The sequence below is a fragment of the Streptomyces sp. NPDC026417 genome, from assembly GCF_055567695.1.
Genome location: NZ_JBVHPY010000010.1, coordinates 118,665 through 145,091, shown reverse-complemented (window position 1 = coordinate 145,091; position 26,427 = coordinate 118,665). Strand labels below are relative to the sequence as shown.

Annotated in this window: 20 protein-coding genes; 8 read left to right on the top strand and 12 right to left on the bottom strand. The window is 71.6% G+C overall.

Annotated elements, in window-relative coordinates; all coding sequences use genetic code 11:
* Positions 1-199 precede the first annotated feature (199 nt).
* The 4 genes from ACZ4NT_RS18040 to ACZ4NT_RS18025 form a co-directional block, all read right to left on the bottom strand.
* The gene (locus tag ACZ4NT_RS18040) at positions 200-865 is read right to left on the bottom strand and encodes an AAA family ATPase (protein ID WP_467726239.1); all 666 of its coding nucleotides are present in this window, start codon (positions 863-865) and stop codon (positions 200-202) included.
* 34 nt (positions 866-899) lie between these two features.
* Positions 900-1,721, bottom strand: a complete 822-nt coding sequence (locus tag ACZ4NT_RS18035; protein WP_121403549.1) for an ABC transporter permease — start codon at positions 1,719-1,721, stop codon at positions 900-902.
* A 115-nt stretch (positions 1,722-1,836) separates the two neighbouring features.
* Positions 1,837-2,808, bottom strand: coding sequence for an ABC transporter ATP-binding protein (locus ACZ4NT_RS18030; protein WP_121403548.1), 972 nt, complete (start codon positions 2,806-2,808; stop codon positions 1,837-1,839).
* 103 nt (positions 2,809-2,911) lie between these two features.
* Positions 2,912-4,129: an NYN domain-containing protein gene (locus tag ACZ4NT_RS18025; protein ID WP_121403547.1), complete on the bottom strand. Its 1,218-nt coding sequence runs from the start codon at positions 4,127-4,129 to the stop codon at positions 2,912-2,914.
* Between the two features lie 230 nt (positions 4,130-4,359).
* Between ACZ4NT_RS18025 and ACZ4NT_RS18020 the strand changes: the two genes are divergently transcribed.
* Entirely contained in the window at positions 4,360-4,533 is a 174-nt protein-coding gene (locus tag ACZ4NT_RS18020; protein ID WP_183116873.1) for a hypothetical protein, read from the top strand.
* Between the two features lie 112 nt (positions 4,534-4,645).
* Here the strand turns inward: ACZ4NT_RS18020 and dnaE are convergent, their stop codons facing one another.
* A complete protein-coding gene (gene dnaE, locus ACZ4NT_RS18015) occupies positions 4,646-8,185 on the bottom strand; it encodes a DNA polymerase III subunit alpha (protein WP_467726236.1) in 3,540 nt (1,179 codons plus the stop codon).
* Positions 8,186-8,431: 246 nt separating this feature from the next.
* On the opposite strand from dnaE, the gene ACZ4NT_RS18010 reads away from it, so the two are divergent.
* From ACZ4NT_RS18010 to ACZ4NT_RS17990, 5 genes are all read left to right on the top strand, one after another.
* Entirely contained in the window at positions 8,432-9,760 is a 1,329-nt protein-coding gene (locus ACZ4NT_RS18010; RefSeq protein WP_121403545.1) for a DUF2252 domain-containing protein, read from the top strand.
* 153 nt (positions 9,761-9,913) lie between these two features.
* Positions 9,914-10,600, top strand: a complete 687-nt coding sequence (locus ACZ4NT_RS18005; protein ID WP_467726234.1) for a hypothetical protein — start codon at positions 9,914-9,916, stop codon at positions 10,598-10,600.
* An 89-nt stretch (positions 10,601-10,689) separates the two neighbouring features.
* Complete coding sequence (locus ACZ4NT_RS18000; protein ID WP_121403543.1) at positions 10,690-11,526, top strand: thioredoxin domain-containing protein; 837 nt, start codon at positions 10,690-10,692, stop codon at positions 11,524-11,526.
* A gap of 80 nt (positions 11,527-11,606) precedes the next feature.
* Positions 11,607-13,289 (top strand): alkaline phosphatase D family protein, encoded by a 1,683-nt coding sequence (locus ACZ4NT_RS17995; protein ID WP_467726232.1) that lies wholly within the window; start codon positions 11,607-11,609, stop codon positions 13,287-13,289.
* 316 nt (positions 13,290-13,605) lie between these two features.
* Entirely contained in the window at positions 13,606-14,592 is a 987-nt protein-coding gene (locus ACZ4NT_RS17990; RefSeq protein ID WP_121403541.1) for a zinc metalloprotease, read from the top strand.
* Positions 14,593-14,605: 13 nt separating this feature from the next.
* Here ACZ4NT_RS17990 and ACZ4NT_RS17985 read toward each other — a convergent pair whose 3' ends face one another.
* Positions 14,606-15,175, bottom strand: a complete 570-nt coding sequence (locus ACZ4NT_RS17985) for a dienelactone hydrolase family protein (protein ID WP_121403540.1) — start codon at positions 15,173-15,175, stop codon at positions 14,606-14,608.
* A gap of 105 nt (positions 15,176-15,280) precedes the next feature.
* Here ACZ4NT_RS17985 and ACZ4NT_RS17980 point away from each other — a divergent pair, with 105 nt between their 5' ends.
* On the top strand, positions 15,281-16,393 hold the full coding sequence (locus ACZ4NT_RS17980; protein WP_121403539.1) for a mechanosensitive ion channel domain-containing protein: 1,113 nt from the start codon (positions 15,281-15,283) through the stop codon (positions 16,391-16,393).
* Positions 16,394-16,485: 92 nt separating this feature from the next.
* Here the strand turns inward: ACZ4NT_RS17980 and ACZ4NT_RS17975 are convergent, their stop codons facing one another.
* The 6 genes from ACZ4NT_RS17975 to ACZ4NT_RS17950 form a co-directional block, all read right to left on the bottom strand.
* Positions 16,486-17,223, bottom strand: a complete 738-nt coding sequence (locus tag ACZ4NT_RS17975) for an SDR family oxidoreductase (RefSeq protein WP_121403538.1) — start codon at positions 17,221-17,223, stop codon at positions 16,486-16,488.
* 70 nt (positions 17,224-17,293) lie between these two features.
* The gene (locus tag ACZ4NT_RS17970; protein ID WP_121403537.1) at positions 17,294-18,880 is read right to left on the bottom strand and encodes a Na+/H+ antiporter; all 1,587 of its coding nucleotides are present in this window, start codon (positions 18,878-18,880) and stop codon (positions 17,294-17,296) included.
* Between the two features lie 157 nt (positions 18,881-19,037).
* Positions 19,038-19,505 carry a GNAT family N-acetyltransferase gene (locus ACZ4NT_RS17965; protein ID WP_467726229.1) on the bottom strand — a complete coding sequence of 156 codons (468 nt, stop codon included), beginning with the start codon at positions 19,503-19,505 and terminating at the stop codon, positions 19,038-19,040.
* The gene (locus ACZ4NT_RS17960) at positions 19,502-20,446 is read right to left on the bottom strand and encodes an RluA family pseudouridine synthase (RefSeq protein WP_121403535.1); all 945 of its coding nucleotides are present in this window, start codon (positions 20,444-20,446) and stop codon (positions 19,502-19,504) included. Before ACZ4NT_RS17960 ends, ACZ4NT_RS17965 begins: the two co-directional genes overlap by 4 nt.
* 95 nt (positions 20,447-20,541) lie before the next feature.
* A complete protein-coding gene (gene lspA / locus ACZ4NT_RS17955) occupies positions 20,542-21,168 on the bottom strand; it encodes a signal peptidase II (protein ID WP_121403534.1) in 627 nt (208 codons plus the stop codon).
* A 387-nt stretch (positions 21,169-21,555) separates the two neighbouring features.
* Positions 21,556-22,629 (bottom strand): TraR/DksA C4-type zinc finger protein, encoded by a 1,074-nt coding sequence (locus ACZ4NT_RS17950; protein WP_121403533.1) that lies wholly within the window; start codon positions 22,627-22,629, stop codon positions 21,556-21,558.
* A gap of 610 nt (positions 22,630-23,239) precedes the next feature.
* Between ACZ4NT_RS17950 and ileS the strand changes: the two genes are divergently transcribed.
* Entirely contained in the window at positions 23,240-26,386 is a 3,147-nt protein-coding gene (gene ileS / locus ACZ4NT_RS17945; RefSeq protein ID WP_467726226.1) for an isoleucine--tRNA ligase, read from the top strand.
* The last annotated feature ends 41 nt before the right edge of the window (positions 26,387-26,427 follow it).

Below are 26,427 nucleotides of genomic sequence, written 5' to 3'. Positions count from 1 at the left end.
CGGCAGGCGCCCGGCGTAGCGGACGTGTCCGGCCCGTCCGGCACCGGCACGGCCCCGACGAACGGACCGAGCGGAAATCCCCGGCCCGTCCGGCGCCTGAGGACGAGCGCGAAGCGCGACGGGGGGACCGGCGGCCGCAGCCCCCGGGGAAGGGACGGAGGGGGCGAACCCACCACCGGCCCCACCGACGGGCGCGAGCCTAGGACCCGGCCGGCGGCACGGACGCCCCCGCGTACCCACCGGGATACGGCTCGGGATCCCGCGGCCCGAACAGCGCGGTCAGCCCGAGGTGAACGACCAGCCCGGCCAGCGACCACGCCAGCAACGCCCCCTTGGCGTTCAGCTTGAGCGGCGCCGAGAAGGTCACCCCCCTGCCCACGGCCTTGGCGTGGGCGATCACGTCCCCGGTGGGCCCGAGCCACACCCCGATCCGCCAGGCGAGCACCGACCCGAGCAGCCCGCCCGCGGCGAGCCCCACCACGAGCGGCACGCCCCCGCGCCGCCGCACCAGGAACACGGCCAGCGCACTGAGCGCCCCGAAGGCGACGGCGAGCAGGGTAAACGTTCCGTCCACCCCGATGGCCTGCTCGCCCTCGGTGTCCTTGAAGTAGACGACCCACTTCTTGTCGACGATGCCGCCGACGAGCGGCACGTGCGGAGCCAGCCACCACCACAGCAGACCGAGCAGCACCCCGCCGAGCGCCACGGCCAGAGCGACGAGGACGCCCTCCCGCACTTCGGTCTTCATCCCGGGACCGTCCTGTTCGTACTCGGAAACCCCGGCGGCACCGGCGGGCGGTGCCTGCCAGGCGTTGTGCGGGGGACCCTGGTGCGGCGGCGGAGGCGGAGTCAGCGGTGCGGTCACCCTGACATCGTGCCAGGCCCGCCTCCGGCCCGCGTCACCGGACGGCTGCCCGACGGTACGCCCAGGTCGCGACCGCCAGCGAGGCGACGCCGACCCCGGCGCACACCCCCAGGTCGCCGAGGACGAAGGCCCAGTCGGGGTGGGTGTCGAAGGCCCGCGCGAACGCCTCGACGCCGTAGGTCGAGGGCAGCAGGTCACGGGCGTACCGGACCACCGTCGGCAGCCGCTCCGGCGGGAGCACGCCGAGCAGCAGCGCCGCCGACATGCCCAGCTGCCCGAGGAGCGTGGCGAGTTCGGGCCGCGGGGCGAGCAGCCCGAGCGCCGCGCCGAGTCCGGCGAGCGCGGCACCCGCGAGCGGGATCACCGCGACGAGCACCCACAGGTGGGTCATCGGCAGCCCGAAGAGCACGCAGCCGAACACGGCGGTGGCGAAGGTCCCCGGCACCGTGAACGAGGCGTACGCGCCCGCGGCACCGAGCACCACGGCGGCGGGCGGCACCGGCAGCGTGGCGTAGTGGTCGAGTCCGCCGCCCGCCCGCAGCTGCCCGAAGTACTGGGCGAGCAGGTTGAGGGCGACGAAGGCCACCACCAGGACCGACGCCCCGGCCACCACGGACCGTGCCTCGCCGCCGCCGTCCACCACGCCGCGCATCAGGATCATGATCCCGACGGACTGGAAGGTGGCCACGAACAGCAGCGGGATGCGCGCGACGCGGGCCCGGGAGAGCTGCGCCCGGTACACGGCGGCCAGCGACGGCCACAACCGGGCCCGCGGCCCCAGTTCCGCGGCGTCGCCGGCGTCCTCGGCGACGGGCAGGGCACTGCCGGGCAGCACCTCAGCGGGTACGACACTCACGTCGAGCTGCTCCTCTTCGCTCCGGCAGCCGTGCTCTTCCCGGCGCCCGCGACACCGCGCGGGCGGCCCGCGGCGGCACCTCCGGCGTCACGTACGGATACCGCGGCCTGTGCGCTCACGATTTCACCAGCCCCTGCCCGTTGCCGCCCAGCGCCAGGTACACGTCCTCCAGGCTCGGGGTGGTCAGCGTGAAGTCGTCCAGGGCCGCGAAGGCGGCGCCCCCGGTGACCGTCGCGACGGCCGCGCGGGCCTCCTCGGGCCCGAGCCGCAGGGTCCAGCGGCGGCCCGACTCGACGGCGCGGTCGCGCAGCGCGGCGACCTCGGGGACGTGCAGCGGAGCACTCTGCCGCCAGACGAGCTCGACCCGCACCTCTCCCGCGACCTGCTCCTTCAGCCCCGAGGGCGTGTCGCAGGCGATGACCCGGCCCCGGTCGAGGACGGCGACCCGGTCGAGGACCGTCTCGGCCTCGATGACGTTGTGGGTGACCAGCAGGACGGTCGTGCCGTGCTCGGCCCGGCGCCGGTCCACGGCGGCCCACACGGCCCGGCGGGCCACGGGGTCCATGCCGGTGGTCGGCTCGTCCAGGACGAGCAGCGGTCGCTCGCCCACCAGGGTGGCGGCGAAGCAGGCGAGCCGCCGCTGTCCGCCGGAGAGCCTGCGCAGCGGGCGGGAGGCGAGCGGCGTGAGACCGAGCTCGTCCAGGACGGCGTCCGTCTCGGCCCGGGCCTGCTTCAGTGCGAGTCCGCGCAGCCGGCCGGTGGTCTCCGCGGCGAGCGACACGGTCAGGTCGTCGAGGGCGGTGGACTCCTGGCCCAGGTATGCGAGGATGCGCGCCGCCCGCTCCGGGTGGCGCACGATGTCGTGCCCGAGGATCTCGACGCTGCCGCTGTCGGGCCTCATCAGTCCGGTCAGCTGCCGTACGAGGGTGGACTTGCCGGCGCCGTTGGGCCCGAGCAGTCCGAAGATCTCGCCGCGCCGGATGTCGAGGCGCACCTCGTCGGTGGCCCGCACCTCGGGCGTGGCGGGGCTGCCGCGCCGTCCGCGCACCGCCGGGTAGGTCTTCGTCAGGCCCCGCACGGCGCACACGACGGCACCACCGTGTCCCCTGCGGACTGCCTGTGCCGTGCGCGTACTCACGAGGGACGAGACTACGGGGTCCGATGCCCCGTTATGCGCCCGGGGCCGTGGCTCACTCCCCGGCGGGCGCGTGTTCCGCCGCCGTGCGCACGTCGATCTCGCGCCAGAAACCGGCCCGGATCGCGTACCGGTCGTGTTCGTCGATCTGGTCGTCCTTGTGGGCGAGGAGCCCGAAGCGGGCCGCGTAGCGCAACAGCTCGCCGTCCACCCGGTGCGGGACGCGCGGGTACATCGCGGAGAGCTTCTGCAGGTGGGTCTGGTCCGTGAGGCGGGCCATCCAGCGGCGCGCGAAGACCTGCCCGACCTCGAACGGGTCGCCGCCGACGGTGGTGATGTCCTCCTCGCGGTCCGCCCAGCGCTGCTCGGCCGAGGTGAGCTGGGCGAGCGTGGGCAGCGAGGCGGCGTCCGCGGACTCCGTGGCGCCGCCCGGCCGCTCCACCCAGCCCTTGTCGGAGGACCAGCGCAGGGTCGCGCTCGTCGGGTGCTGGGCGGGCTGGGTGCCGGGCCCGCGCAGGGCGGCCAGGTCCTTGGGGGTGGGGACGCCCTTGGCCGCGGGGACCCGCTCCTGGGGGCCGTCGTGCGGCTCGGCCGCCGTCACGTGCTCGGTCCGGTCGGTGGAGCGGTCGGCCCCGGTGGCGAGCGCCGAGTCGGGCAGCGGGGCGGAGAGGATGGCGGCGATCTCGGGCCGCGGCACGGGCGGGGGTGCGCAGACCCCGCCCACGTCCTTGGCCCGTACGGCCTTGGTGATCCAGATCCGGTCGAGGACGCGGCGCTCGTCGGCCTCGGCGACCAGGTCCTCGGACTGGTTGTAGTCGCCGTCGGCGGCCTGCACGGCCCACAGGTGCACGGCGACCCCGTGCTCCTTCGCGGCCATCATGCCGGGCAGCAGATCGCCGTCGCCGGTCACCAGGACCACGTCGGAGCAGGCGCGGTTGCGTGCCAGTTCGGTCAGTTCGGCGTGCATGGCGGCGTCCACGCCCTTCTGCGCCCACCGCCCGTCGCTGCGGGTCAGCGCGCCCAGGCGCACCGTCACGCGCGGCATCACGCGCAGTCTGCGGTGCTCGGGCTGCGGTACGCGGTCGGGGGCGCCGTCGAACCAGTAGATGCGCAGCAGGGGCCGTTCCGTGTCGGACTCGGCGCGCTCGCGCAGCCCCTGGATGAGGGCGGCGTGGTCGACGGTGATCCGGGAGCGTGAGGGTTCCCCGGCGAGAAGACTGGCGGCAGCCCCGAGCAGGTACCCGGCGTCCACCAGGACGATGCAGCGGTCCACGGGTCCACCCTCTTTCCGGTTTCCGGGAGGTTTGCTTCGGGCTTGCTTCGAGTCTGCCCGACGGCGCGAAGGTTAACGGCCCGAACTCGATCTTCGGCGTGGCGCAATGGCGGACCGCTCTCCGACAGCGCTTGTCACGCACGGTAATTCTCCGACATGCGCGGCTTGTCGGGCCATGTGAATCTGGTTCCGGCCCTGGCCCCTAGATCCCCTTCAGGAGGCAGATCACCATGGCCAAGAACAAGAACCGTAAGCAGGGCGCCGCCCAGGACCGTTCCGCGCAGCCGGACCAGGCTCCGGAGCACTCGCGGTCCTCCGCGAGCGAGGCACAGCATCTCGCCCAGGTCCAGGGCAGCCCTGCCGATGTTGCCCGTAAGCACCAGAAGCGCTTCGGCCACAACTAACGGCCGTCGCCAGGGCCGTTGAGCCCGAGCACGCAGCGAGGGGCGCACCCGCTTGTGGGTGCGCCCCTCGCTGCGTTCTTCCCGTCGGCCCCTCCAGGCCGCCGTCCGCTCGTCAGCCCGCCAGGCAGGACGGTCCGAGCAGCACCTTCAGGTCGCCGAAGAGAGCGGGGTCGGGCTTCACCCGGTGCCGGTCGAGCCGGAGCACGGTCGTCTTGCGGGGGCCCTGGAGCTTGATGCGGACCTCGCTGTCGCCCCGGTGGTGGGTGAGGATCTCCCCGAGCCTGCTGACCATGGGCGGGGTGACCTTCACCGCCGGGATGGTCAGGATCACGGGCGCGTTGGTGCCCGCGTTCGACAGGTCGGGGACCATCAGCTCCATCGCGACGAGCCGCGGCACGTCCTCGCGCTTGTCGAGGCGGCCCTTGACGAACACCACGGCGTCCTCGACCAGTTGGGTCGACACCAACTGGTACGTCGCCGGGAAGAACATGCACTCGATGGAGCCCGCGAGGTCCTCCACCGTCGCGATGGCCCAGGCGTTGCCCTGCTTGGTCATCTTGCGCTGCAGGCCCGAGATGATGCCGCCGATGGTGACCACCGCGCCGTCCGCGTGCTCACCGCCGGTGAGCTGGGAGATGCCCGCGTCCGCCTTGTCGGACAGGACGTGCTCCAGGCCGAAGAGCGGGTGGTCGGAGACGTACAGGCCGAGCATCTCCCGCTCCTGGGCGAGGAGATACGTCTTGTCCCACTCGTCGGTCGTGAACTCGACGTCGAGGCCGAAGCCCGGCTCGTCCGCCGCGTCGTCGCCCATGCCGCCGAAGAGGTCGAACTGGCCCTCGGCCTCCTTGCGCTTGACCTGCACCACGTTGTCGATCATCGGCTCGTACTGCGCGGTGAGGCCCTTGCGGGTGTGCCCCATCGTGTCGAACGCGCCCGCCTTGATGAGCGATTCGGTGGTGCGCTTGTTGCAGGCGACCGCCTCGACCTTGTCGAGGTAGTCGGGGAAGGACGCGTACTTCCCCTTGGCCTTGCGGCCGCGGATGATCGCCTCGACCACGTTCGTGCCGACGTTGCGCACGGCGGAGAGGCCGAAGAGGATCACGTCGTCGCCCTGGGCGGCGAAGTTGTGCTCGGACTCGTTCACGTTGGGCGGGAGGACCTTGATGCCCATGCGGCGGCACTCGTTCAGGTAGACGGCCGACTTGTCCTTGTCGTCCTTGACCGAGGTCAGCAGCGCCGCCATGTACTCGGCCGGGTAGTTGGCCTTGAGGAACGCGGTCCAGTAGGTGACCAGCCCGTACGCGGAGGAGTGCGCCTTGTTGAACGCGTAGCCGGCGAAGGGCACCAGGACGTCCCACAGGGCCTGGATCGCCTCGTCCGAGAAGCCGTTCTTCTTGGCCCCGGCCTGGAAGATGGTGAAGTTCTTCGCCAGCTCCTCGGGCTTCTTCTTGCCCATCACGCGGCGCAGGATGTCGGCCTCGCCGAGCGAGTACCCGGCGATGATCTGGGCGGCCTTCTGCACCTGCTCCTGGTAGACGATCAGGCCGTAGGTCAGGCCGAGCGTCTCCTTCAGGGGCTCTTCGAGCTCCGGGTGGATCGGCGTGATCTCCTGGCGCCCGTTCTTGCGCTCCGCGTAGTTGATGTGCGAGTTCATGCCCATCGGGCCCGGCCGGTACAGGGCCGAGACGGCGGAGATGTCCTCGAAGTTGTCGGGCTGCATCTGGCGCAGCAGCGAACGCATCGGCCCGCCGTCGAACTGGAACACGCCCAGCGTGTCACCGCGGCAGAGCATCTCGTACGTCTTGGGGTCGTCGAGCGGGACTTCGAGGAGCTCCAGCTTGACGCCCTTGTTGGCCTCCACCATCTTGACGGCGTCGTCCATGATGGTCAGGTTGCGCAGGCCCAGGAAGTCCATCTTCAGCAGGCCGAGCGACTCGCACTGGGGGTAGTCCCACTGCGTGATGGTGACGCCGTCGGTGTGCCGGACCCAGATCGGGGCGTGGTCGACGATGGGCTCGCTGGACATGATCACGCCGGCGGCGTGCACGCCCATCTGCCGGACCAGTCCCTCGACGCCCTTGGCCGTGTCGATGACCTTCTTGACGTCCGGCTCGTTCTCGTACATCCCGCGGATCTCGCCCGCCTCGCCGTAGCGGGGGTGCGAGGGGTCGGTGATGCCGTTCAGGTCGATGCCCTTGCCGAGGACGTCGGCGGGCATGGCCTTGGTGAGCCGGTCCCCCATCGCGTACGGGTAGCCCAGCACGCGCGCGGAGTCCTTGATCGCGTTCTTCGCCTTGATCTTTCCGTACGTGCCGATCATGGCGACCTTGTCGGCGCCGTACTTCTCGGTCACGTACCTGATCACCTCGACGCGCCGGCGCTCGTCGAAGTCGATGTCGACGTCGGGCATGGAGACGCGCTCGGGGTTGAGGAACCGCTCGAAGATCAGTCCGTGCTCGATCGGGTCGAGGTCGGTGATGCCCATGGCGTAGGCGACGATCGAACCGGCCGCGGAGCCTCGGCCCGGACCGACCGCGATGCCGTTCTTCTTGGCCCACATGATGAAGTCGGCGACGACGAGGAAGTAGCCCGGGAACCCCATCTGGATGATGACGTCCATCTCGTACTCCGCCTGCTTCTGGCGGTCCTCGGGGACCCCGCCCGGGTAGCGGCGGTTCATGCCGACCCGGACCTCCTCCTGGAACCAGGTGACCTCGGTGTAGCCCTCGGGGATGTCGAACTTCGGCATGAGGTCGCGCTTCTCGAACATCCCGGTGGTGTCGATCTGCTCGGCGACCAGGAGGGTGTTGGCGCAGCCCTCCTGCCAGGCGTCCGAGGAGTCGATCGCGTACATCTCGTCCGTGGACTTCAGGTAGTAGCCGGTGCCGTCGAAGCGGAAGCGGTCCGGGTCCGAGAGGTTCTTGCCGGTCTGGATGCAGAGCAGGGCGTCGTGGGCCGTCGCCTCGTGCGCGTACGTGTAGTGCGAGTCGTTCGTCACCAGGGGCGGGATGCCGAGCTTCCTGCCGATCTCCAGGAGGCCGTCGCGGACCCGGCGCTCGATCTCGATGCCGTGGTCCATCAGCTCCAGGAAGTAGCGGTCCTTGCCGAAGATCTCCTGGTACTCGGCGGCCGCCTTCAGGGCCTCGTCGAACTGGCCGAGGCGCAGCCGGGTCTGCAGCTCGCCCGAGGGGCAGCCGGTGGAGGCGATGAGCCCCTCCGACCACTGGGAGATGGTCTCCTTGTCCATGCGGGGCCACTTCTGCAGCCAGCCCTCGGCGTACGCGTCCGAGGAGAGCTTGAACAGGTTGTGCAGGCCCGTCTTGTTCGCCGCCCAGATCGTCTTGTGGGTGTAGCCACCCGAACCGGACACGTCGTCGCGCTTCTGGTGCGGCTGGCCCCACTGGATCTTGCGCTTGTTGCGCCGGGACTCCGGGGCCACGTACGCCTCGATGCCGATGATCGGCGTGACGCCCGCCTTCTGCGCCGAGTGGAAGAAGTCGTACGCCCCGTGCAGGTTGCCGTGGTCGCTCATCGCGATGTGCGTCATGCCCATCTCGTTGCACGCGGCGAACATGTCCTTGAGCCGCGCGGCACCGTCCAGCAGCGAGTACTGGGTGTGGACGTGCAGGTGCGTGAACGGCGGCTTTGACACGGGTTCGGCCTCCAGGAAGAGCGGAAGAACAATCGGCGGCGGGCTGCGAACGGTCCGGGGGGACAGCGTCGAAGTCTATGCCGCGGCACTGACACTCCGGGGGCTCTCCCCCGTACCTTCGTGCAGGGGCGTGGGCACTCCCGCGTACCTTCGTCCGTTGTCAGTGGACGGGGCCGCCGTCCCCGTGCGGGGCGGCCCGGCCGTCCCCCATGTCACGCATCACCCTGCACCAGGAGGCACCCAGCGATGTCGGTCCCGCAGCTCAGCGCCGAGCAACGCGGCGAGCAGATCCTCGCCGTCTTCGACACCGCCTTCGGCGAGCTCCTGGCCGCCGACCCGGCCGCGTTCCGCGTGAAGTTCCGCAAGATGGCGGCCAGCGCCTTCGCGTTCTACCGGGGCACGGCCGGCCTCTTCTACCACGACCTGGACGCGGACAAGCGGGGCGGCCCGTACCTGGACGACCGCACCACGCGCGTGTGGATCCACGGCGACCTGCACGCCGAGAACTTCGGCACGTACATGGACGCCCAGGGCCGGCTGATCTTCAACGTGAACGACTTCGACGAGGCCTACGTCGGCCCGTTCACCTGGGACCTCAAGCGCTTCGCCGCCTCCGTCGCGCTGATCGGGTACGCGAAGGCCCTCAGCGACGAGCAGATCACCGAGCTGGTCAGGGTCTACGCGACCGCCTACCGCGAGCGCATCCACTCCCTGTCCACCGGCGCCAAGAGCGACGAGGTTCCCCCGTTCACGCTGGACACCGCCGAGGGCCCGCTGCTCGGCGCGCTGCGCGTCGCGCGTTCGCTGACCCGCTTCGGGCTGCTGGACTCGATGACGGAGATCCGTGACTTCGAGCGCCGCTTCGCGGAGGGCGGCGGCTCGGTGGAGCTGGACGCGGCCACCCGCTACAAGGTGCTCGCCGCCTTCGACGGCTACCTGGAGACGCTCCCGGAGTCCTCGCTCTCCCGCCCCGACTCCTACCGGGTGAAGGACGTCGTGGGCCGCCGCGGCATCGGCATCGGCTCGGCGGGGCTGCCGTCGTACAACATCCTCCTGGAGGGCAACAGCGACGCCCTGGAGAACGATGTGGTGATCTACATCAAGCAGGCCCAGACCCCGGCCGTGTCCCGGCACATCACCGACCCCTCCATCCGCGAGTACTTCCAGCACGAGGGCCACCGCACGGTGATCTCGCAGCGCGCCCTCCAGGCGCACGCCGACCCGTGGCTCGGCTGGACCGAGCTGGACGGCGCGGGCCAGCTCGTCGCCGAGGTGTCGCCGTACGCGGTCGACCTCGACTGGGGCGACATCGACGACCCGGAGGAGATCGCGGCGGTCGTCGCGGACCTCGGCCGGGCCACGGCCACGATGCACGCCGCGGCGGACGACGAGAGCGGCCACTCGGACCTGGTGCCGTTCTCCACGGAGCGGGCCATCGACGCGGCGATCGCGGCCGACGAGGACGGCTTCGCCGACCTCCTGGTGGACTTCGCCCACGAGTACGGGGCACGCGCGCGTGCCGACCACCAGATCTTCGTGGACCTCTTCCGCAACGGCCGGATCCCCGGCCTGTAGTACCCCCGGCCGGATCCCCGGCCTCGTGGTCCCTCCCCCTCCCGGCCGGGGTTTCACGGCCGGGAGAGGGGTCCCCGCCGTACAACGCTCGCGTAACGCACAGGAACCCTTTAGGGGGCCCTTACGGCGGACCGTGGGACACTCTCCAGCGCTATGGACATATCCGGGACCCAGCTCAGAGCGCTTCGCGCGGCTCTGTTCACGGCCGTCGTCGTGACGCTCTCGACGGCGTCCCACGTGCTGCTGTCCCGGCTGCCGCTTCCCCTGAGCACCGTCGCCGCCATCTCCGGGGCCGTCTTCGTCGTCGCCTACGCGCTGGCGGGCCGCGAACGCGGCTTCGGCCGGATCGCGGCCCTGCTGATCCCGCTGGAGCTGGCCGCCGACACGGTGTTCACCACGGGCCAGCACGTCTGTTACGGCCGGGCGGGCGGGCCCGTCGCCGGCCCGCTGCGCTCCGTCGGCCTCGACATGCTCTGCGGGGGCTCCGACGTCGGCGCCCCGCTCGCCCGCGTGACCGCCGGCCACGGCGGCTCGCCGGCGGCCCTGCTCGCCCATGCCGACCCGGGTGCCGCCTGGCTGCTGCTGGGCGCGCACATCGGCGTCGGGCTGCTCGCCGCCGCCTGGCTGCGCCGCGGCGAGCGCGCCCTGGCGCAGCTGCTGCGCGCGGTCGGCGCCGCCGGCTTCCGGCCCCTGTTGCTCGCCGCCGCGGCCGTCACCGCCCCGCTCGCGCCCGTCCGCCCGCTGCCGCGGCCGCTGCGCCGCGCCGCCGCCGCCCGGACGTTCCTGTTCGTGCACTCCCTGGCACGGCGCGGACCGCCCCGCTCGGCTCTCCCCGCCTGAGCAGGTGCCCGGCGACGGCCTGAGCGCCGGCAGTCCCCCATACGTATTGCGCGTACCGGGTGTGCGCGTCCCCCATGGAGATCACCACTATGAGCAAGCGGAACAGCCAGGCCTCGAAGATGGCGGCCCGTGAGCGGCTGCGCCAGGAGCGCGAGCGCCAGGCCAAGCGCGACAAGGCCAAGCGACAGGTCGTCGTGGCCTGCTCGGTCGTCGGCGTCCTGGCGATAGCCGGCGGCATCGGGTACGCCGTCGTCCAGAACAACAAGCCCGGGTACTGGGAGGAGGCCAAGGACCAGAAGCTGGTCAAGCCGGCCCACACCACCGGCGCGAAGGGCACGACCGTCGTCATCGGCGCGAGCGGTGCCGGGAAGACGCTGGAGATGTACGAGGACCCGCGCTGCCCGATCTGCGCGAGCTTCGAGCAGACGGTGGGCTCGACCGTCGACAAGGACGTCGAGGACGGCAAGTACAAGATCCGGTACGTCGGCGCCTCGTTCCTCGACGGCGACAGCCTCGGCCAGGGGCAGATCGGTTCGCGCGGCGAGGGGTCCAAGAACGCGCTGAGCGCCATGGGCGCCGCCCTGAACGTGAGCACCGACGCGTTCCTGGAGTACAAGTCCGCCCTCTACTCGGCGAAGTACCACCCCGCGGAGACGGACGACAAGTTCAAGGACGACGCGTACCTGATCAAGGTGGCGAACACGGTGGACGCCCTCAAGGACAACAAGTCCTTCCAGGCGGCCGTGAAGAACGGCACCTACGACAGGTGGGCGCTGGAGATGTCCAAGACCTTCGACAAGAGCGGCGTCTCCGCGACACCGACGCTGAAGATGGACGGCAAGGAAGTGGTCGGCTCGGACGGCAAGACCGCGCCGATGACCGTGGCCGAGTACCGGACGGCGATCGACAAGGCGCTCAAGGCCTGACGGTCCGGCAACCGAAGAGCGGGCGAACTTTCGGCAGTTCGCCCGCTCTTTCCTCGTACCGGTCAGTAATCTGACTGCCCGTGACCAGTCGATACAGATCCACCGAGCCGCAAGACACCATGGGCGCCGCCGAGTTCGGCGCCCCCCGCCGCCGTACGGTCGTCAAGGCCGCGGCCGCCACCGCCGTCCTCGGCGTCCCGCTCGCCGCCGCGGTGCCGGCCCGGGCCGCCGCCGAGACCCCGGCGTTCCTGCACGGTGTCGCCTCCGGCGACCCGCTGCCCGACGGGATCCTGCTGTGGACCCGGGTGACACCCACGTCCGAGGCGATACCGGGATCGGGGCTCGGCCCGGACGTCGAGGTGTCCTGGACCGTCGCCGAGGACAGGGCGTTCGGCACCGTCGTCGCCAAGGGCTCCACCACCGCGTCGGCCGCCGCCGACCACACCGTCAAGGCGGACATCCGCGGCCTGCGCCCGGCCACCGACTACTGGTTCCGCTTCTCCTGCGGCGGCACCGAGTCGCCCGCCGCCCGCACCCGCACCGCACCGGCGCCCGACGCCGCCGTGAGCGGACTGCGCTTCGGCGTGGTCTCCTGCGCCAACTGGGAGGCGGGCTGGTTCTCGCCGTACCGGCATCTGGCCGGGCGGGGCGACCTGGACGCCTGGCTGCATCTGGGCGACTACATCTACGAGTACGGGTCCGGCGAGTACGCGGCGCGCGGCAAGGTCGTCCGGCCGCACGCTCCGGCCCACGAGATCCTCACCCTCGCCGACTACCGCATCCGGCACGGGCGTTACAAGACCGACCCGGACCTGCAGGCGCTGCACCACACGGCGCCGGTCGTGGCGATCTGGGACGACCACGAGTTCGCCGACAACGCGTGGTCCGGCGGCGCGGTGAACCACACCGAGGGCGCCGAGGGCGCCTGGTCCGCCCGCCAGCGGGCCGCGAAGCAGGCGTACTTCGAGTGGATGCCGGTCCGTCCGGCGATCGAGGGCACCACCTACCGCCGGCTGCGCTTCGGCAAGCTGGCCGATCTCTCGCTGCTGGACCTGCGCAGCTTCCGCTCGCAGCAGGCGTCCACGGGCAGCGGCTCGGTGGACGACCCGGACCGTACGCTCACCGGCCGGGCGCAGCTCGACTGGCTCAAGACGGGGCTGCAGAACTCGGACACCACCTGGCGGCTGGTCGGCAACTCGGTGATGATCTCGCCGTTCGCGGTGGGGTCCCTCCCGGCCGATCTGCTGAAGCCGCTCGCCAAGCTGCTCGGCCTGCCGCAGGAGGGCATCGCCCTCAACACCGACCAGTGGGACGGCTACACGGACGACCGCCGGGAGATCCTCGCCCATCTGCGCACCCACGCGATCCGCAACACCGTCTTCCTGACCGGCGACATCCACATGGCGTGGGCCAACGACGTGCCGGTCAACGCCGCCACGTATCCGCTGTCGCCCTCGGCGGCGACGGAGTTCGTCGTCACCTCGGTCAGCTCGGACAACCTCGACGACATCGTCAAGGTCCCCGAGGGCACCGTCTCGGCGGTGGCATCGCCGCTGATCCGCGCCGCCAACCGGCACGTCCACTGGGTCGACACGGACCGCCACGGCTACGGCGTGCTGGACATCACCGCGGACCACGCGCAGATGGACTACTACGTGCTCTCCGACCGCGCGGACCCGGACGCGACCTCGTCCTGGGTCCGCTCGTACCGCACGCGCAGCGGAACGCAGAAGGTCGAGCGGGTGTACGCGCCGGTGCGCTGACCCGATGACGGCCGTGCGCGAGGGGCTGTTTTCAGCCATCAAGAGGGCGCTCGCGGCTTGTTAACGGAAGATCACGCCACTACGGCGGGTGGTGCCGAGCACGGTTGTAATCCGGACACACCACCCGCCGTAGTTACTGCGACTGTTACGTCGGCATCTCAAACTTCGGACGCGGCCGAATTTCTTCCCCCAATTGCCCTTGTTTGCCTGACGTTTCATTGGGCCTGATCGATCCTCTTCAACATTCATCATGTCCACGTAATCTCCCGGCGGCGGCCAGAAAAGGCCCTCCCCACCGCATCCGCTAGGAGTCAGCATGCGTGCGCTTGTCCGAATATCCCCCCATCTGCGCAGACGTGTTCTCGGTACGGCCGTCGTGGCCGGAACCCTCATGCTCGCTCCCCTCTCCGCGCCGACCGGCGTCGCGGCGGCCAAGGCTCCGGCCACCGACTGCGCCGACGACGCGAGCTCCCTGGCCCGCGAGGCCCGCCCCAAGGCCGGCTCCCACACGGCCGAGCCGAACGAGGTCACCGAGGCCCGGGCCCAGGCCATGGACGCCGATCTGCACAAGAAGCTCGACAAGCTGCGGGCGAGCGGCCAGAGCCTGTCCTCGGCCGCCGCGTCCACCACCATCCCGGTGTACTTCCACGTCATCCACAGCGGCGCCGCCGGCAACCTCAGCTCGGCCCAGATCAGCAGCCAGATGAGCGTGCTGAACGCGGCGTACGCGGGCCAGGGCACCGGCAACACCGACTCGGGCTACCAGTTCACGCTGGCCGGCACCGACTACACGGACAACGCCTCCTGGTACAACCTCAGTTCGGGTTCGACCGCGGAGAAGGCGATGAAGTCCGCCCTCCGCAAGGGCGGCGCGAACGCCCTCAACATCTACACCGCCAACCTCGGCGGCGGACTGCTCGGCTGGGCCACCTTCCCCAGCTCCTACAAGTCCAGCCCGTCCATGGACGGCGTGGTCGTCCTCGACGCCTCGCTGCCCGGCGGCTCGGCGACGAACTACGACGAGGGCGACACCGCCACCCACGAGGTCGGCCACTGGATGGGGCTCTACCACACCTTCCAGGGCGGCTGCAACGGCAACGGCGACTACGTCACCGACACCCCGGCCGAGAAGAGCGCCGCCTTCGAGTGCCCGACCGGGCGTGACACCTGCACCAACAAGACGGGCGTCGACCCGATCCACAACTTCATGGACTACACGTACGACGCGTGCATGTACCAGTTCACCGCGGGCCAGGTGACGCGCATGCAGCAGAGCTGGGCCGCCTACCGGGCCGCCGGCTGAGCACTCCGACGCCTCAGAGCGAGTCGAGGAAGCCGAGCGCCACCTTCCAGGTGGCCTCGGCCGCCTCGGCGTCGTGGTCCGGCAGGCCGGGGTCGGTGTAGAGGTGGCCGGCTCCGGCGTAGCGGTAGATCTCCACCTCGGCGCCCGCCCGCTGCATCTGCAGGTACCAGGCGCTCAGCCAGTCGTCCGTCTCGAACGCGTCGGGCTCGGCGACGTGCAGCTGCACCGGCAGCTCGTCGACCGAGGCGCTCTCCGCGATGTCCGAGGTGCCGTGCAGGAGCAGCAGCCCGCGGGCCTTGTCGTCGCCGAGGGCCAGCGTCTGGGCGACGGAGGCGCCGAAGGAGAAGCCCGCGTACACCAGGCCCCGCTCCGAGTAGGGCGCGGCGGCCAGGATCGCGCGCCGGAGCAGCTCGTCCTTGCCGATCCCGTCCTTGAAGGCCATGCCCTCCTCGACGGTCTCGAAGGTGCGGCCCTCGAAGAGATCGGGCGTCCACACCTCGTGTCCCGCCGCGCGCAGCCGCTCCGCCGCCGCACGCACCGCGGGGCGCAGCCCGTAGGTCGAGTGAAAGAGCATGATGTTCATGAGGCCATGGTGCCAGCCCGCACCCACAGTGACGGCCCGGCCGGTACCCAGGATCGGACGGAGATCACAGGTTCAAGTGCGCCCGGGCCGGTTAGGCGCGCAGGCATGGAGAACGTACTGCGTCCGCTGATCGTCGTCGGCGGCTCGGTCGTCCTCACTCTGGTCGTCGGCTGGGCCGTCGACCAGTTGTTGCGACGAACCGACGCCCGGCACCACGAGACCCCGATGTGGGGCCTGCTGCGCCGCGGCCGGGTCCCCTTCCAGCTCGTCCTCTGTTCGGCCCTGCTCAGAGGGTCCTACGACCAGGTCGAGCTGCTCAGGGACCACCGCGTGGGCATAGGTCGCACCCTGACCCTGGTCCTGATCGGATCGGCCGCCTGGCTGGTGGTGCGCATCGCGGCGGCGGTCGTCGAGACCTCGTACTCGCGCTACGCCACCGCCCACCGCGATCCCGCCCGGGTCCGCCGGGTGCGCACCCAGGTGTCGCTGATCCAGCGGGTGGTCACCGCGATCGTCGGCGTGGTGGCGGTCGCCGCGATGCTGCTGACCTTCCCGGCGATGCGGGCGGCCGGCGCCTCCCTGCTGGCCTCGGCCGGCATCCTCGGCATCGTCGCCGGTGTCGCCGCCCAGTCCACCCTGAGCAACCTCTTCGCGGGCCTGCAGATCGCCTTCGGCGACATGGTCCGGCTCGGTGACACCGTCGTGGTGGACGGCGAGTGGGGCGTGGTCGACGAGATCACGCTCACGTTCCTGACCGTACGGACGTGGGACGAGCGGCGGATCACGATGCCCGTGTCGTACTTCACGTCGAAGCCCTTCGAGAACTGGTCGCGCGGCAGCGCCCAGATGACCGGCATCGTCTACTTCCACCTCGACCACACCGCTCCGGTGCCTGAGATGCGGGAGAAGCTCCGGGACATCCTGCGCGAGTGCCCCGCCTGGGACGGCCGCGACTGGGGCCTCGCCGTCACGGACACCACGCCCACCACCGTGCAGATCCGCGCCCTGGTGACCGCGAAGGACGCGGACGACATCTGGACGGTGCGGGTCACGGTGCGCGAGCAGATGGTCCGCTGGCTGACCGCGGAACACCCCCACGCCCTGCCCCGGGTCAACACGGCCGACGCGGTGCTGGTGCCGGGCAGGAGGAACGGACGGTCGCCCTTCGACGGGGCACCGAAGCGGACCTACGAGACGCCGCGCACCGGCCGCGGCTGACCTCCGGACACGAGGCCCGGCGAGCGGGGCCCGGCGGACCCACGTGACGTGGCCGCCGGCCCCGCTCCGCGTCCGCCCCGGCCCGGCCCGGCTCAGTGGCCGCGCTCCGCCCCTCCGTTGACCTGGATCACCTGGGCGGTGACGTGCCCGGCACCCGGGGACGCCAGCCAGTGCAGTGTCGCCGCGACGTCCCCCGGCGTACCGGCCCGGCCGTTCGACGTCTCGCCGACGAGCCGCTCCCGCCGCTCCGCCCCGATGCCGGCGCCGAAGAACTCGGTGTCCTCGACATAGCCGGGCGCCACCACGTTCACCGTGACGCCGCGCGGCCCCAGCTCCCGCGCCAGGTGGAACGCGTACGGATGCAGCGCCGCCTTGGAGGCGGCGTACGCGGCGCTGCCCGACCCCCGGTAGGCGGCGATGGAGCTCAGGAACAGCACCCGGCCGCCGGGCGAGGCGAGCCGGTCCCGCAGGGCCTCCGTGAGCAGCGCCGCGGTCAGGGTGTTGAGCCGGAAGTTGAGGGTCCAGGTGCGCGCGACCGCTTCGAGCGGGTCCTCGTCGGCCACCGGACGCCGCCCGCCGTCGCCCCCGGCGCTGTGCACCAGGACGTCCACGGTGCCGAGCTCGGACGCCACGAACGCGGCGGCCTCCCGCACGTCGTCCGGGTCGGTGAGGTCCGCCGCGAAGGTGAGCGCCCCGGGCACCTCGGCCCGCGCCAGCACGTCGCCCCGCCGGCCGAGCAGCAGCACGCGGTCCCCGTCGGCCGCGAACGCCTGCGCCGCCGCGAGCCCGATCCCCGTACCCCCACCGCTGATCACTACGTTGCGTGCCATGCGCCGATCGTACAAAGGCCGTTGGGGGCTCACGGGGAGCGCAACGGCCCGCCGGGCGCCGGCCGCGTGCTCAGCGCAGGCTGCGCACGTCCAGATGGCGCAGCACCCGGTCCACGATCTCCGGGTCGGCCCCCGGCTCGCTGCGCGCGGACAGCACCTCGTGCCGGGCGGCGCTCATCATCTCGCCCTGGATCCGGCGGACCTTCTTCAGGCGCCTGGCCCGCTGCTCCAGGGCCTCGCGCCGCTCGTCGTCGCCCAGTTCGGGACTGATCCGCAGGCCGATGTCGAAGGCCCGGCGCAGCAGCTGCTCGGACAGCTCCTCCGGCAGCTCCTCAACCTCCTCGATCTCCTTCAGCCGGCGTTTCGCCGCTTTGGCGGCACGGACGGCCAGGGTCTTCTCGAACGCCTTCTCGCTGTCGGTGTCGGGCCGCACGCCGAGCTTCCTCACCAGCCACGGCAGGGTGAGTCCCTGCAGCACGAGCGTCGCCATGATGACCCCGAAGGCGATGAAGATGATCTCGTCCCGGTTCGGGAACGGCGACCCGTCGTCCATCTCCAGCGGGATCGCCAGCGCCAGGGCCACCGAGGCCACTCCCCGCATCCCCGACCACCACATCACCACGGTCTCTCGCCACGAGGTCGGGATCTCCTCGTCGTAGTCCCGCTTCGCGTGCAGCCGCTTGGTCAGCCAGGTCGCCGGCAGCAGCCACATCAGCCGCACGAGGACGACCACCACGACGATGGTCCCGGCCCAGCCGAGCATCTCGCTCCAGCGCCCCTCCGCCGTCCGCACGGCGTTGTGCAGCTCCAGCCCGATGAGCCCGAACGCGACCCCGGTGACCAGGGTGTCCACCACGTCCCAGACGGTGTGTCCGGCCAGCCTGGTCATCACGTCGTCCGCGTCGGTGGAGTACTCGGCCAGGAACAGCGCGGTGGTCAGCACGGCGAGCACCCCGGACCCGTGCAGTTCCTCCGCCAGCACGTAGGAGGCGTAGGGGACCAGCAGCGTCAGCCCGATCTGCAGGGTGGGGTCGCCGAGGAGGTCCATGAGCTTGTTCGCGCCCCAGCCGAGGGCCACGCCGACGACGATCGCGACCACCGCGGACAGCACGAGGTCGAGGGCGGCGCCGGGCAGGGAGAACGATCCGCTGACCGCGGCGGCGATGGCCACGTGGTAGAGCACGATGGCGGTCACGTCGTTGAACAGGCCCTCGCCCTCCAGGATCGACACCAGCCGGCGGGGCAGCCCGAGCTGTCCGGCGACCGCGGTGGCCGCCACCGGGTCGGGCGGGGCGACCAGCGCGCCGAGCGCCACGGCGGCGGCGACCGGCAGTCCCGGCACGATCGCGCCGGCGACCACGGCCACCACCACCGTCGTGACGAACACCAGCGCCACGGCCAGCAGGAAGATCGGCCGCTTGTTGGCCGCGAACTGCCGCCAGGAGGTGCGCCGCACCGCGGCGTAGAGCAGCGGCGGCAGCAGGGCGGGAAGGATCAGGTCCGGCGGAATGTCCACGTTCGGCACGAAGTCCGGCAGGGCCAGCGCGATCCCGAGGAGGGTCATCAGGACCGGCGCGGGCAGCCCGAATCGTTCACCGACGGGGACGCTCACCACGGCCCCGAGCAACAGCACGAACAACAGTGCCAGCTGATCCACGGTCTCAGCGCTCCGACGGACTAGACGATCAAGAAAGGCCAGACGTCCAGCGTGCCATGCGCCGATTCCTTCCGCCGTGACGGCGGGCTGCGTGGAGGGTCACACCGCACCCGGCGCCCGCCGCGCGGGTCACGGGGAGGGCGGGACCGGCGCCGCGCTACAGGGAGCGGCGCATCGACCGGTGCGGGATCCCGGCGTCGGGGAACTCCGGCCCGTACGCGACGTAGCCCAGCCGCTCGTAGAAGCCCAGCGCGTGGGTCTGCGCGTGCAGGTCCACCGCGGCCAGGCCCCGCGCGCGGGCCGCGTCCTCGATGGCGCGGACCAGCGCCGCGCCCACGCCGAGGCCTCGGGCCTCCCGGGTGACCGCGAGCCGGCCCAGGGAGCCGACCGCCGGGTCGCCCCCCGTCTTGGCGGCGGCCGCCTCGCCGTACAGGAGCCGTCCGGTGCCGAGCGGGACGCCGTCCTCGCGCACCGCCAGGACGTGCAGGGCGTCGGCGTCGTACGCGTCGTACTCGATGTCCTGGGGGACCTGCTGCTCGACGACGAAGACCTCCTTGCGGACCGCGAAGCACGCCTCACGGTCGCCCGCGCCCTCCGCGACACGCAGCACATAAGGGGCGCTCACGCGTAGCTCTCCTCCCGCACCTTGTCCAGCGCCTGCTGGAGGTCCTGCGGGTACTCGCTCCCGAACTCCACCCACTGCCCGTCGCCGGGGTGCTCGAAGCCGAGGCGCACGGCGTGCAGCCACTGGCGGGTCAGGCCCAGCCGCTTGGCGAGCGTCGGGTCGGCGCCGTACGTCAGGTCGCCGACGCAGGGGTGGCGGTGGGCGGCCATGTGCACGCGGATCTGGTGGGTGCGGCCGGTCTCCAGCTTGACGTCGAGCAGGGACGCCGCACGGAACGCCTCGACCAGGTCGTAGTGCGTGACCGAGGGCTTGCCCTCGGCGGTGACCGCCCACTTGTAGTCGTGGTTCGGGTGCCGACCGATCGGGGCGTCGATGGTGCCGCTGGTCGGGTCCGGGTGGCCCTGGACCAGCGTGTGGTAGCGCTTGTCGACCGTGCGCTCCTTGAACTGGCGCTTGAGCGACGTGTACGCGTACTCCGACTTGGCGACGACCATCAGGCCCGACGTGCCCACGTCGAGGCGGTGCACGATGCCCTGGCGCTCGGCGGCGCCGGAGGTCGAGATCCGGTATCCGGCGGCGGCGAGGCCGCCGATCACGGTCGGCCCCGACCAGCCGGGGCTCGGGTGGGCGGCCACGCCGACGGGCTTGACGATCACGAGCACGTCGTCGTCGTCGTGGACGATCTCCATGCCCTCGACGGGCTCGGCGACGATCTGCACGGGGGCGGGCGCCTGGGGCATCTCCACCTCGAGCCAGGCGCCGCCGTGCACCCGTTCGGACTTGCCGACCGCCGTGCCGTCGACGAGCACCTTGCCTGCCGCGGCCAGCTCGGCCGCCTTCGTACGGGAGAAGCCGAACATGCGGGAGATGGCGGCGTCGACACGCTCGCCCTCCAGGCCGTCCGGCACGGGCAGGGTACGGATCTCGGGAATCGTGCTCACCCGTCGAGTATGCCGGACGGGTCCGACACCACCTGACCAGAACCCGAACGCCAGTGCCCGTCGGCACCCTCTCCGACGCCCGCGGACCGCTCCGTTCAGTCCCGGTGGACGGTCCCGTCCGGGTCCAGCCCGCGGAAGGACAGCAGCACGATCAGGATGCCGCCGCAGACGATCGCCGAGTCGGCCAGGTTGAAGACCGCGAAGTGCTTGGGCGCGATGAAGTCGACGACGGCGCCCTCGAAGACGCCGGGCGAGCGGAAGATCCGGTCGGTGAGGTTGCCCAGCGCGCCGCCCAGCAGCAGGCCGAGCGCGATCGCCCAGGGCAGGCTGTAGAGCTTGCGCGCGAGACGGGCGATCACCACGATCACGGCCGCCGCGATCACCGTGAAGATGATAGTGAAGGCCTCGCCGAAGCCGAAGGCGGCGCCCGCGTTGCGGATCGCCTCGAACTTGAGCCAGTCCCCGAGGATCTCGATCGGCGCGTGGTGCTCCAGCTTGGCGACCACCAGCATCTTGCTGCCGAGGTCCAGGGCGTACGCCAGGGCGGCGACCGTGAACAGGACGGCGATCCGCCGCCCGCCCCGGGGTCGCGCGGGACCGTCCGCGGCCCCGTCGGAACCGGACCGCTCGCCCGACGCCGTGTGCCCGTCGGACTGCTCCGGCTCGGCCCCCGACGCGTCTGGGGTTTCCGGCGTACCGATGATGCGCTCCGCCTCTGCCACGTGAGTCCCTCAACCTAGGTGCCTGACTGAGGACGAGAGTACGGCACGAGCCTTCCTGGCCACGTGCTCAGGAGGGCTCCCGGACCGGGCGGAAGCCGATCCGCGACGGGCCGCGACCGACCGCAATCGATCCGGAACCGGCCGGAGACCGATCCCGAACCGGCCGGCGCGCTACGGAACCGGCCGGAGCCGGTCCGGCGCCGACCCGCACCCGGTCAGGAGCGGGCCCACGCGGACCCGTGCACGGACCGGCCCGAGCGGCCCCAGCGGCCCCTGGGCGGACCGGCCGGAGCGGGACCACGCGGACCCGTGCGCGGACGGGCCGGAGCGGCCCCTCGCGGGCCCCGACCCGCTCCGGGAGCGGTGCCGGACCCGAGGGCCGCCCGGTCAGTAGCGCCGTTCCTGCTTCTGCTTGCACTCGACGCACAGCGTGGCGCGCGGGAAGGCCTGCATCCGCGCCTTGCCGATGGCGTTGCCGCAGTTCTCGCACAGGCCGTACGTGCCCGCCTCCAGCCGGAGCAGGGCGCGCTCGGTCTGGTCGAGCATCTCGCGCGCGTTGGCCGCGAGGGACATCTCGTGCTCCCGCGTGATGTTCTTGGTGCCGGTGTCGGCCTCGTCGTCACCCGCCCCGTCGCCGGAGTCCCGCATCAGTCCGGCCAGCGCCTCCTCGGAGGCGGTGATCTCGGCGCCCAGCCTCGTCGCCTCGGACGACAGCTCCGCGCGCGCCTCCTCGACCTCCTCCGGAGTCCAGGGGTCCTCACCGGGGCGCACCGCGAGCTCACCGGGCTCCGCGGCGGCGGGCCGGGCCTTGGGGACCGCGCCGGCATTCTTCGTCGCCGTGGCCGTGCCAGGGGTCTTCTTCGCAACCACCGTCGTGGCTCCCGTCTTCTTCGCGGCGTCGGCCGCGTCCTCGGCCGCGGAAGCGGCCGCCTTGTCGACCCTGCTCGTGCTCTTGCCGGCCGCGCTCCTCGCGCCCGTCCTCCTGGTGGTGCCGCTCTCCCCAGCGGCCCTCTCCGCCGCCTTCCCCGCGGCGTCCGGGGTGTCCGGGGTGTCCGGCAGGGCCCGGTGCGCCGCGGTCCTCCCTCCGCCGCTCTTCTTCGCGGGAGCCTTCTTCGCGGGAGCCTTCTTCGCCGACGTCTTCACGGCCGTCGCCTTCCCGGCCGACGTCTTCGCGGCCGACGTCTTCGCGGCGGACGTCTTCGCGGCGGACGTCTTCGCGGTGGAAGCCCCCGCAGTGGAGGTCTTCGCAGTTCCCGCGGTCTTCGCGGCGGACGACCGTGCCCCGTTGGCCTTCGCCGAGGAAGCCTTCCCGGCGGACGTCTTCGCCGCGGTGCTCTTGGCGCCGCTCGCCGCCGGCGCTCCCTGCGCGTGCTTCCTGCCCTCCACGTCCTTGGCCGCGGACGCCGTACCCGTGGATCTGCCGGACGCCGACTGCTGTACGGCGGTCTTTTTCGCCACCATGGCCGCGGCCCCTTCACATATTGTGATCTTGCTCGCGAATCGTGCTGGGACGATAAATCGACTTCAGGCCCGCGGCAACGGGGCTCGCCAGCGATTCGCCCGCCGCACGGGTGCCGCACGGCCGGCCTGCAAGCGTTGTGCCCAGCTCCCCGCCGGGTAATCCGCCGATGCCGGCGTCCCGGGATCCGGACACGGAGGCCGCGCCATTCGGGTCAGCGCGCGGGCCGGAGCGGGACCGACGGGGCCCGGCCCCGGGCGCCGCAAAACCGGTCGGCCGCCGGCGCCGCGGCGCCGTACACTGGGCGGAGCGAAAAGCGTGGATGGGGACGAGTAGCGCCGAAGGCGGCCAGGAGCGACCCGGGGACGGTGGAAGCCCGGGGGCCAGCGCGACGTGAAGATCACCCCGGAGCCGCCGGAAGAACGCCCCGCACGGGGCAAGTAGACCCGGCATCGCGACCCCAATGAGGGGGCTCACCGGTGCACACCGCGCGCCGGAGGGCCAAGGAGGGTGGTACCGCGGGAGCGCGCCGCACACGGCGTCCGTAGCTACGGCAACAGAGCTCTCGTCCCTCCGACGGAAGGCAGAAAGTCCGTTGGAGGAAGCTCGCTGATGACAGCGCCGACGTACCGCCAGGTGCCCGCCCAGGTCGACCTGCCCGCCCTCGAGCACGCCGTGCTCGATTTCTGGCGCGAGCAGAAGATCTTCGCCAAGAGCCTCGAGCAGTCCGAGGGCCGCCCGGAGTGGGTGTTCTACGAGGGCCCGCCCACCGCCAACGGCATGCCGGGCGCCCACCACATCGAGGCGCGCGTCTTCAAGGACGTGTTCCCGCGCTTCCGCACCATGCGGGGCTACCACGTGGGCCGCAAGGCCGGCTGGGACTGCCACGGCCTGCCGGTCGAGCTCGCGGTGGAGAAGGAGCTCGGCTTCAACGGCAAGAAGGACATCGAGGCGTACGGCATCGCCGAGTTCAACGCCCGCTGCCGCGAGTCCGTGACCCGCCACACCGACGCCTTCACCGAGCTGACGACCCGCATGGGCTACTGGGTCGACCTCGACGACGCGTACCGCACGATGGACCCCGAGTACGTGGAGTCCGTCTGGTGGTCGCTCAAGGAGATCTTCAACAAGGGTCTGCTGGTCCAGGACCATCGCGTCGCCCCCTGGTGCCCGCGCTGCGGCACGGGCCTCTCCGACCACGAGCTGGCGCAGGGCTACGAGACGGTCGTCGACCCGTCCGTGTACGTCCGTTTCCCCCTCACCTCCGGTCCGCTCGCCGGCCGCGCCGCGCTCCTGGTGTGGACGACCACCCCGTGGACGCTGGTCTCCAACACCGCGGTCGCCGCGCACCCCGACGTGACGTACGTCGTCGCGACGAACGGCGAGGAGCAGGTCGTCGTCGCGCAGCCGCTCGTCGAGAAGGCGCTCGGCGAGGGCTGGGAGACCACCGGCGAGACCTTCACCGGCGCCGAGATGGAGCGCTGGACCTACCAACGTCCCTTCGAACTCGTCGAGTTCCCGGCCGAGGCCCACTACGTGGTCAACGCCGAGTACGTGACCACCGAGGACGGCACGGGTCTGGTCCACCAGTCCCCCGCCTTCGGTGAGGACGACCTCAAGGTCTGCCGTGCCTACGGTCTCCCGGTGGTGAACCCGGTGCGCCCCGACGGCACCTTCGAGGAGGACGTCCCCCTCGTGGGCGGCGTCTTCTTCAAGAAGGCGGACGAGAAGCTCACCGAGGACCTCGACGAGCGCGGCCTGCTCTTCCGGCACATCCCGTACGAGCACAGCTATCCGCACTGCTGGCGCTGCCACACCGCGCTGCTGTACTACGCGCAGCCGTCCTGGTACATCCGCACCACGGCGATCAAGGACCGCCTCCTCCAGGAGAACGAGAAGACCAACTGGTTCCCCGAGTCGGTCAAGCACGGCCGCTTCGGCGACTGGCTGAACAACAACATCGACTGGGCGCTGTCCCGCAGCCGCTACTGGGGCACCCCGCTGCCGCTGTGGACGTGCGAGGAGGGCCACCTCACCTGCGTCGGCTCCCGCGCGGAGCTGTCCGAGCTGACGGGCACCGACCAGTCGGACCTCGACCCGCACCGCCCGTACATCGACGCGGTGACCTTCCCCTGCCCCCAGGACGGCTGCGGCCGGACCGCGACCCGCGTCCCCGAGGTCATCGACGCCTGGTACGACTCGGGCTCGATGCCGTTCGCGCAGTGGGGCTACCCGTACAAGAACAAGGAACTGTTCGAGAGCCGCTACCCGGCGCAGTTCATCAGCGAGGCCATCGACCAGACGCGCGGCTGGTTCTACACGCTGATGGCGGTCGGCACGCTGGTCTTCGACAAGTCCTCGTACGAGAACGTGGTCTGCCTCGGTCACATCCTCGCCGAGGACGGCCGCAAGATGTCCAAGCACCTGGGCAACATCCTGCAGCCGATCCCGCTCATGGACCAGCACGGCGCGGACGCGGTGCGCTGGTTCATGGCGGCCGGCGGCTCCCCGTGGGCCGCCCGCCGGGTGGGCCACGGCACGATCCAGGAGGTCGTCCGCAAGACGCTCCTGACGTACTGGAACACGGTCGCCTTCCAGGCCCTGTACGCCCGCACCTCGGGCTGGGCCCCGAGCGCGGCCGACCCGGCCCCGGCCGACCGGCCGGTCCTCGACCGCTGGCTGCTCTCCGAGCTGCACGCGCTCACCGACCAGGTGACGCAGTCCCTGGAGTCGTACGACACCCAGCGCGCCGGAAAGCTCCTGTCGGCGTTCGTCGACGACCTGTCCAACTGGTACGTGCGCCGCTCGCGCCGTCGCTTCTGGCAGGGCGACAAGGCGGCCCTGCGCACGCTGCACGAGGTCGTCGAGACCGTCACGCGGCTGATGGCCCCGCTGACGCCGTTCATCACCGAGCGGGTCTGGCAGGACCTGGTCGTCCCGGTCACCCCGGACGCCCCGGAGTCGGTGCACCTGTCGTCGTGGCCGGAGGCGGACCTGTCCGTCATCGACCCGGAGCTGTCGAAGCAGATGGTGCTGGTCCGCCGCCTGGTGGAGTTGGGCCGCGCCACGCGCGCGGAGTCGGGCGTCAAGACCCGCCAGCCGCTGTCCCGCGCGCTGGTCGCCGCGACCGGTTTCGAGTCCCTCGACCCGGAGCTGCACGCGCAGATCACGGAAGAGCTCAACGTCAGCTCGCTCGCCTCGCTCTCCGAGGTGGGCGGTTCCCTGGTCGACACCACGGCCAAGGCGAACTTCCGCGCCCTGGGCAAGCGCTTCGGCAAGGGCGTCCAGGCGGTCGCCAAGGCCGTCGCCAACGCCGACGCGGCCGCCCTGTCCCTCGCTCTGCGCGAGGGCACCGCCTCGGTCGAGGTCGAGGGCGAGACGGTCACCCTGGCCCCGGACGAGGTGATCATCACGGAGACCCCGCGCGAGGGCTGGTCCGTCGCCTCCGACTCCGGCGCCACGGTCGCCCTCGACCTGGAGATCACCGAGGAGCTGCGCCGGGCCGGCCTCGCCCGTGACGCGATCCGCCTGATCCAGGAGGCCCGCAAGAACAGCGGCCTCGACGTGGCCGACCGCATCGCCCTGCGCTGGACGGCGACGGATCCCGCCGTCGCCGCGGCCCTGTCCGAGCACGCCGGCCTCATCGCCGACGAGGTCCTCGCCACGGACTTTGCCCAGGACGAGCCGGACGCCACCTACGGCCCCGCCTTCAAGGACGACCCCCTGACCCTCACCTTCCACCTCCGCAAGGCCGACTAGAGGCCCGTCCGGCGCCTGAGGACGAGCCCGCGGCCACTCCA

Excerpts from the sequence above, each read along its gene's own strand:
- ACZ4NT_RS18020 (WP_183116873.1), top strand. The coding sequence starts at position 4,360 with ATGGCCAAGAACAAGAACCGTAAGCAGGGCGCCGCCCAGGACCGTTCC.
- ACZ4NT_RS18005 (WP_467726234.1), top strand. The coding sequence starts at position 9,914 with ATGGACATATCCGGGACCCAGCTCAGAGCGCTTCGCGCGGCTCTGTTC.
- ACZ4NT_RS17990 (WP_121403541.1), top strand. The coding sequence starts at position 13,606 with ATGCGTGCGCTTGTCCGAATATCCCCCCATCTGCGCAGACGTGTTCTC.
- ACZ4NT_RS18000 (WP_121403543.1), top strand. The coding sequence starts at position 10,690 with ATGAGCAAGCGGAACAGCCAGGCCTCGAAGATGGCGGCCCGTGAGCGG.
- ACZ4NT_RS17985 (WP_121403540.1), bottom strand. The coding sequence starts at position 15,175 with ATGAACATCATGCTCTTTCACTCGACCTACGGGCTGCGCCCCGCGGTG.
- ileS (WP_467726226.1), top strand. The coding sequence starts at position 23,240 with ATGACAGCGCCGACGTACCGCCAGGTGCCCGCCCAGGTCGACCTGCCC.
- ACZ4NT_RS18010 (WP_121403545.1), top strand. The coding sequence starts at position 8,432 with ATGTCGGTCCCGCAGCTCAGCGCCGAGCAACGCGGCGAGCAGATCCTC.
- ACZ4NT_RS17975 (WP_121403538.1), bottom strand. The coding sequence starts at position 17,223 with ATGGCACGCAACGTAGTGATCAGCGGTGGGGGTACGGGGATCGGGCTC.
- ACZ4NT_RS17950 (WP_121403533.1), bottom strand. The coding sequence starts at position 22,629 with ATGGTGGCGAAAAAGACCGCCGTACAGCAGTCGGCGTCCGGCAGATCC.
- ACZ4NT_RS17980 (WP_121403539.1), top strand. The coding sequence starts at position 15,281 with ATGGAGAACGTACTGCGTCCGCTGATCGTCGTCGGCGGCTCGGTCGTC.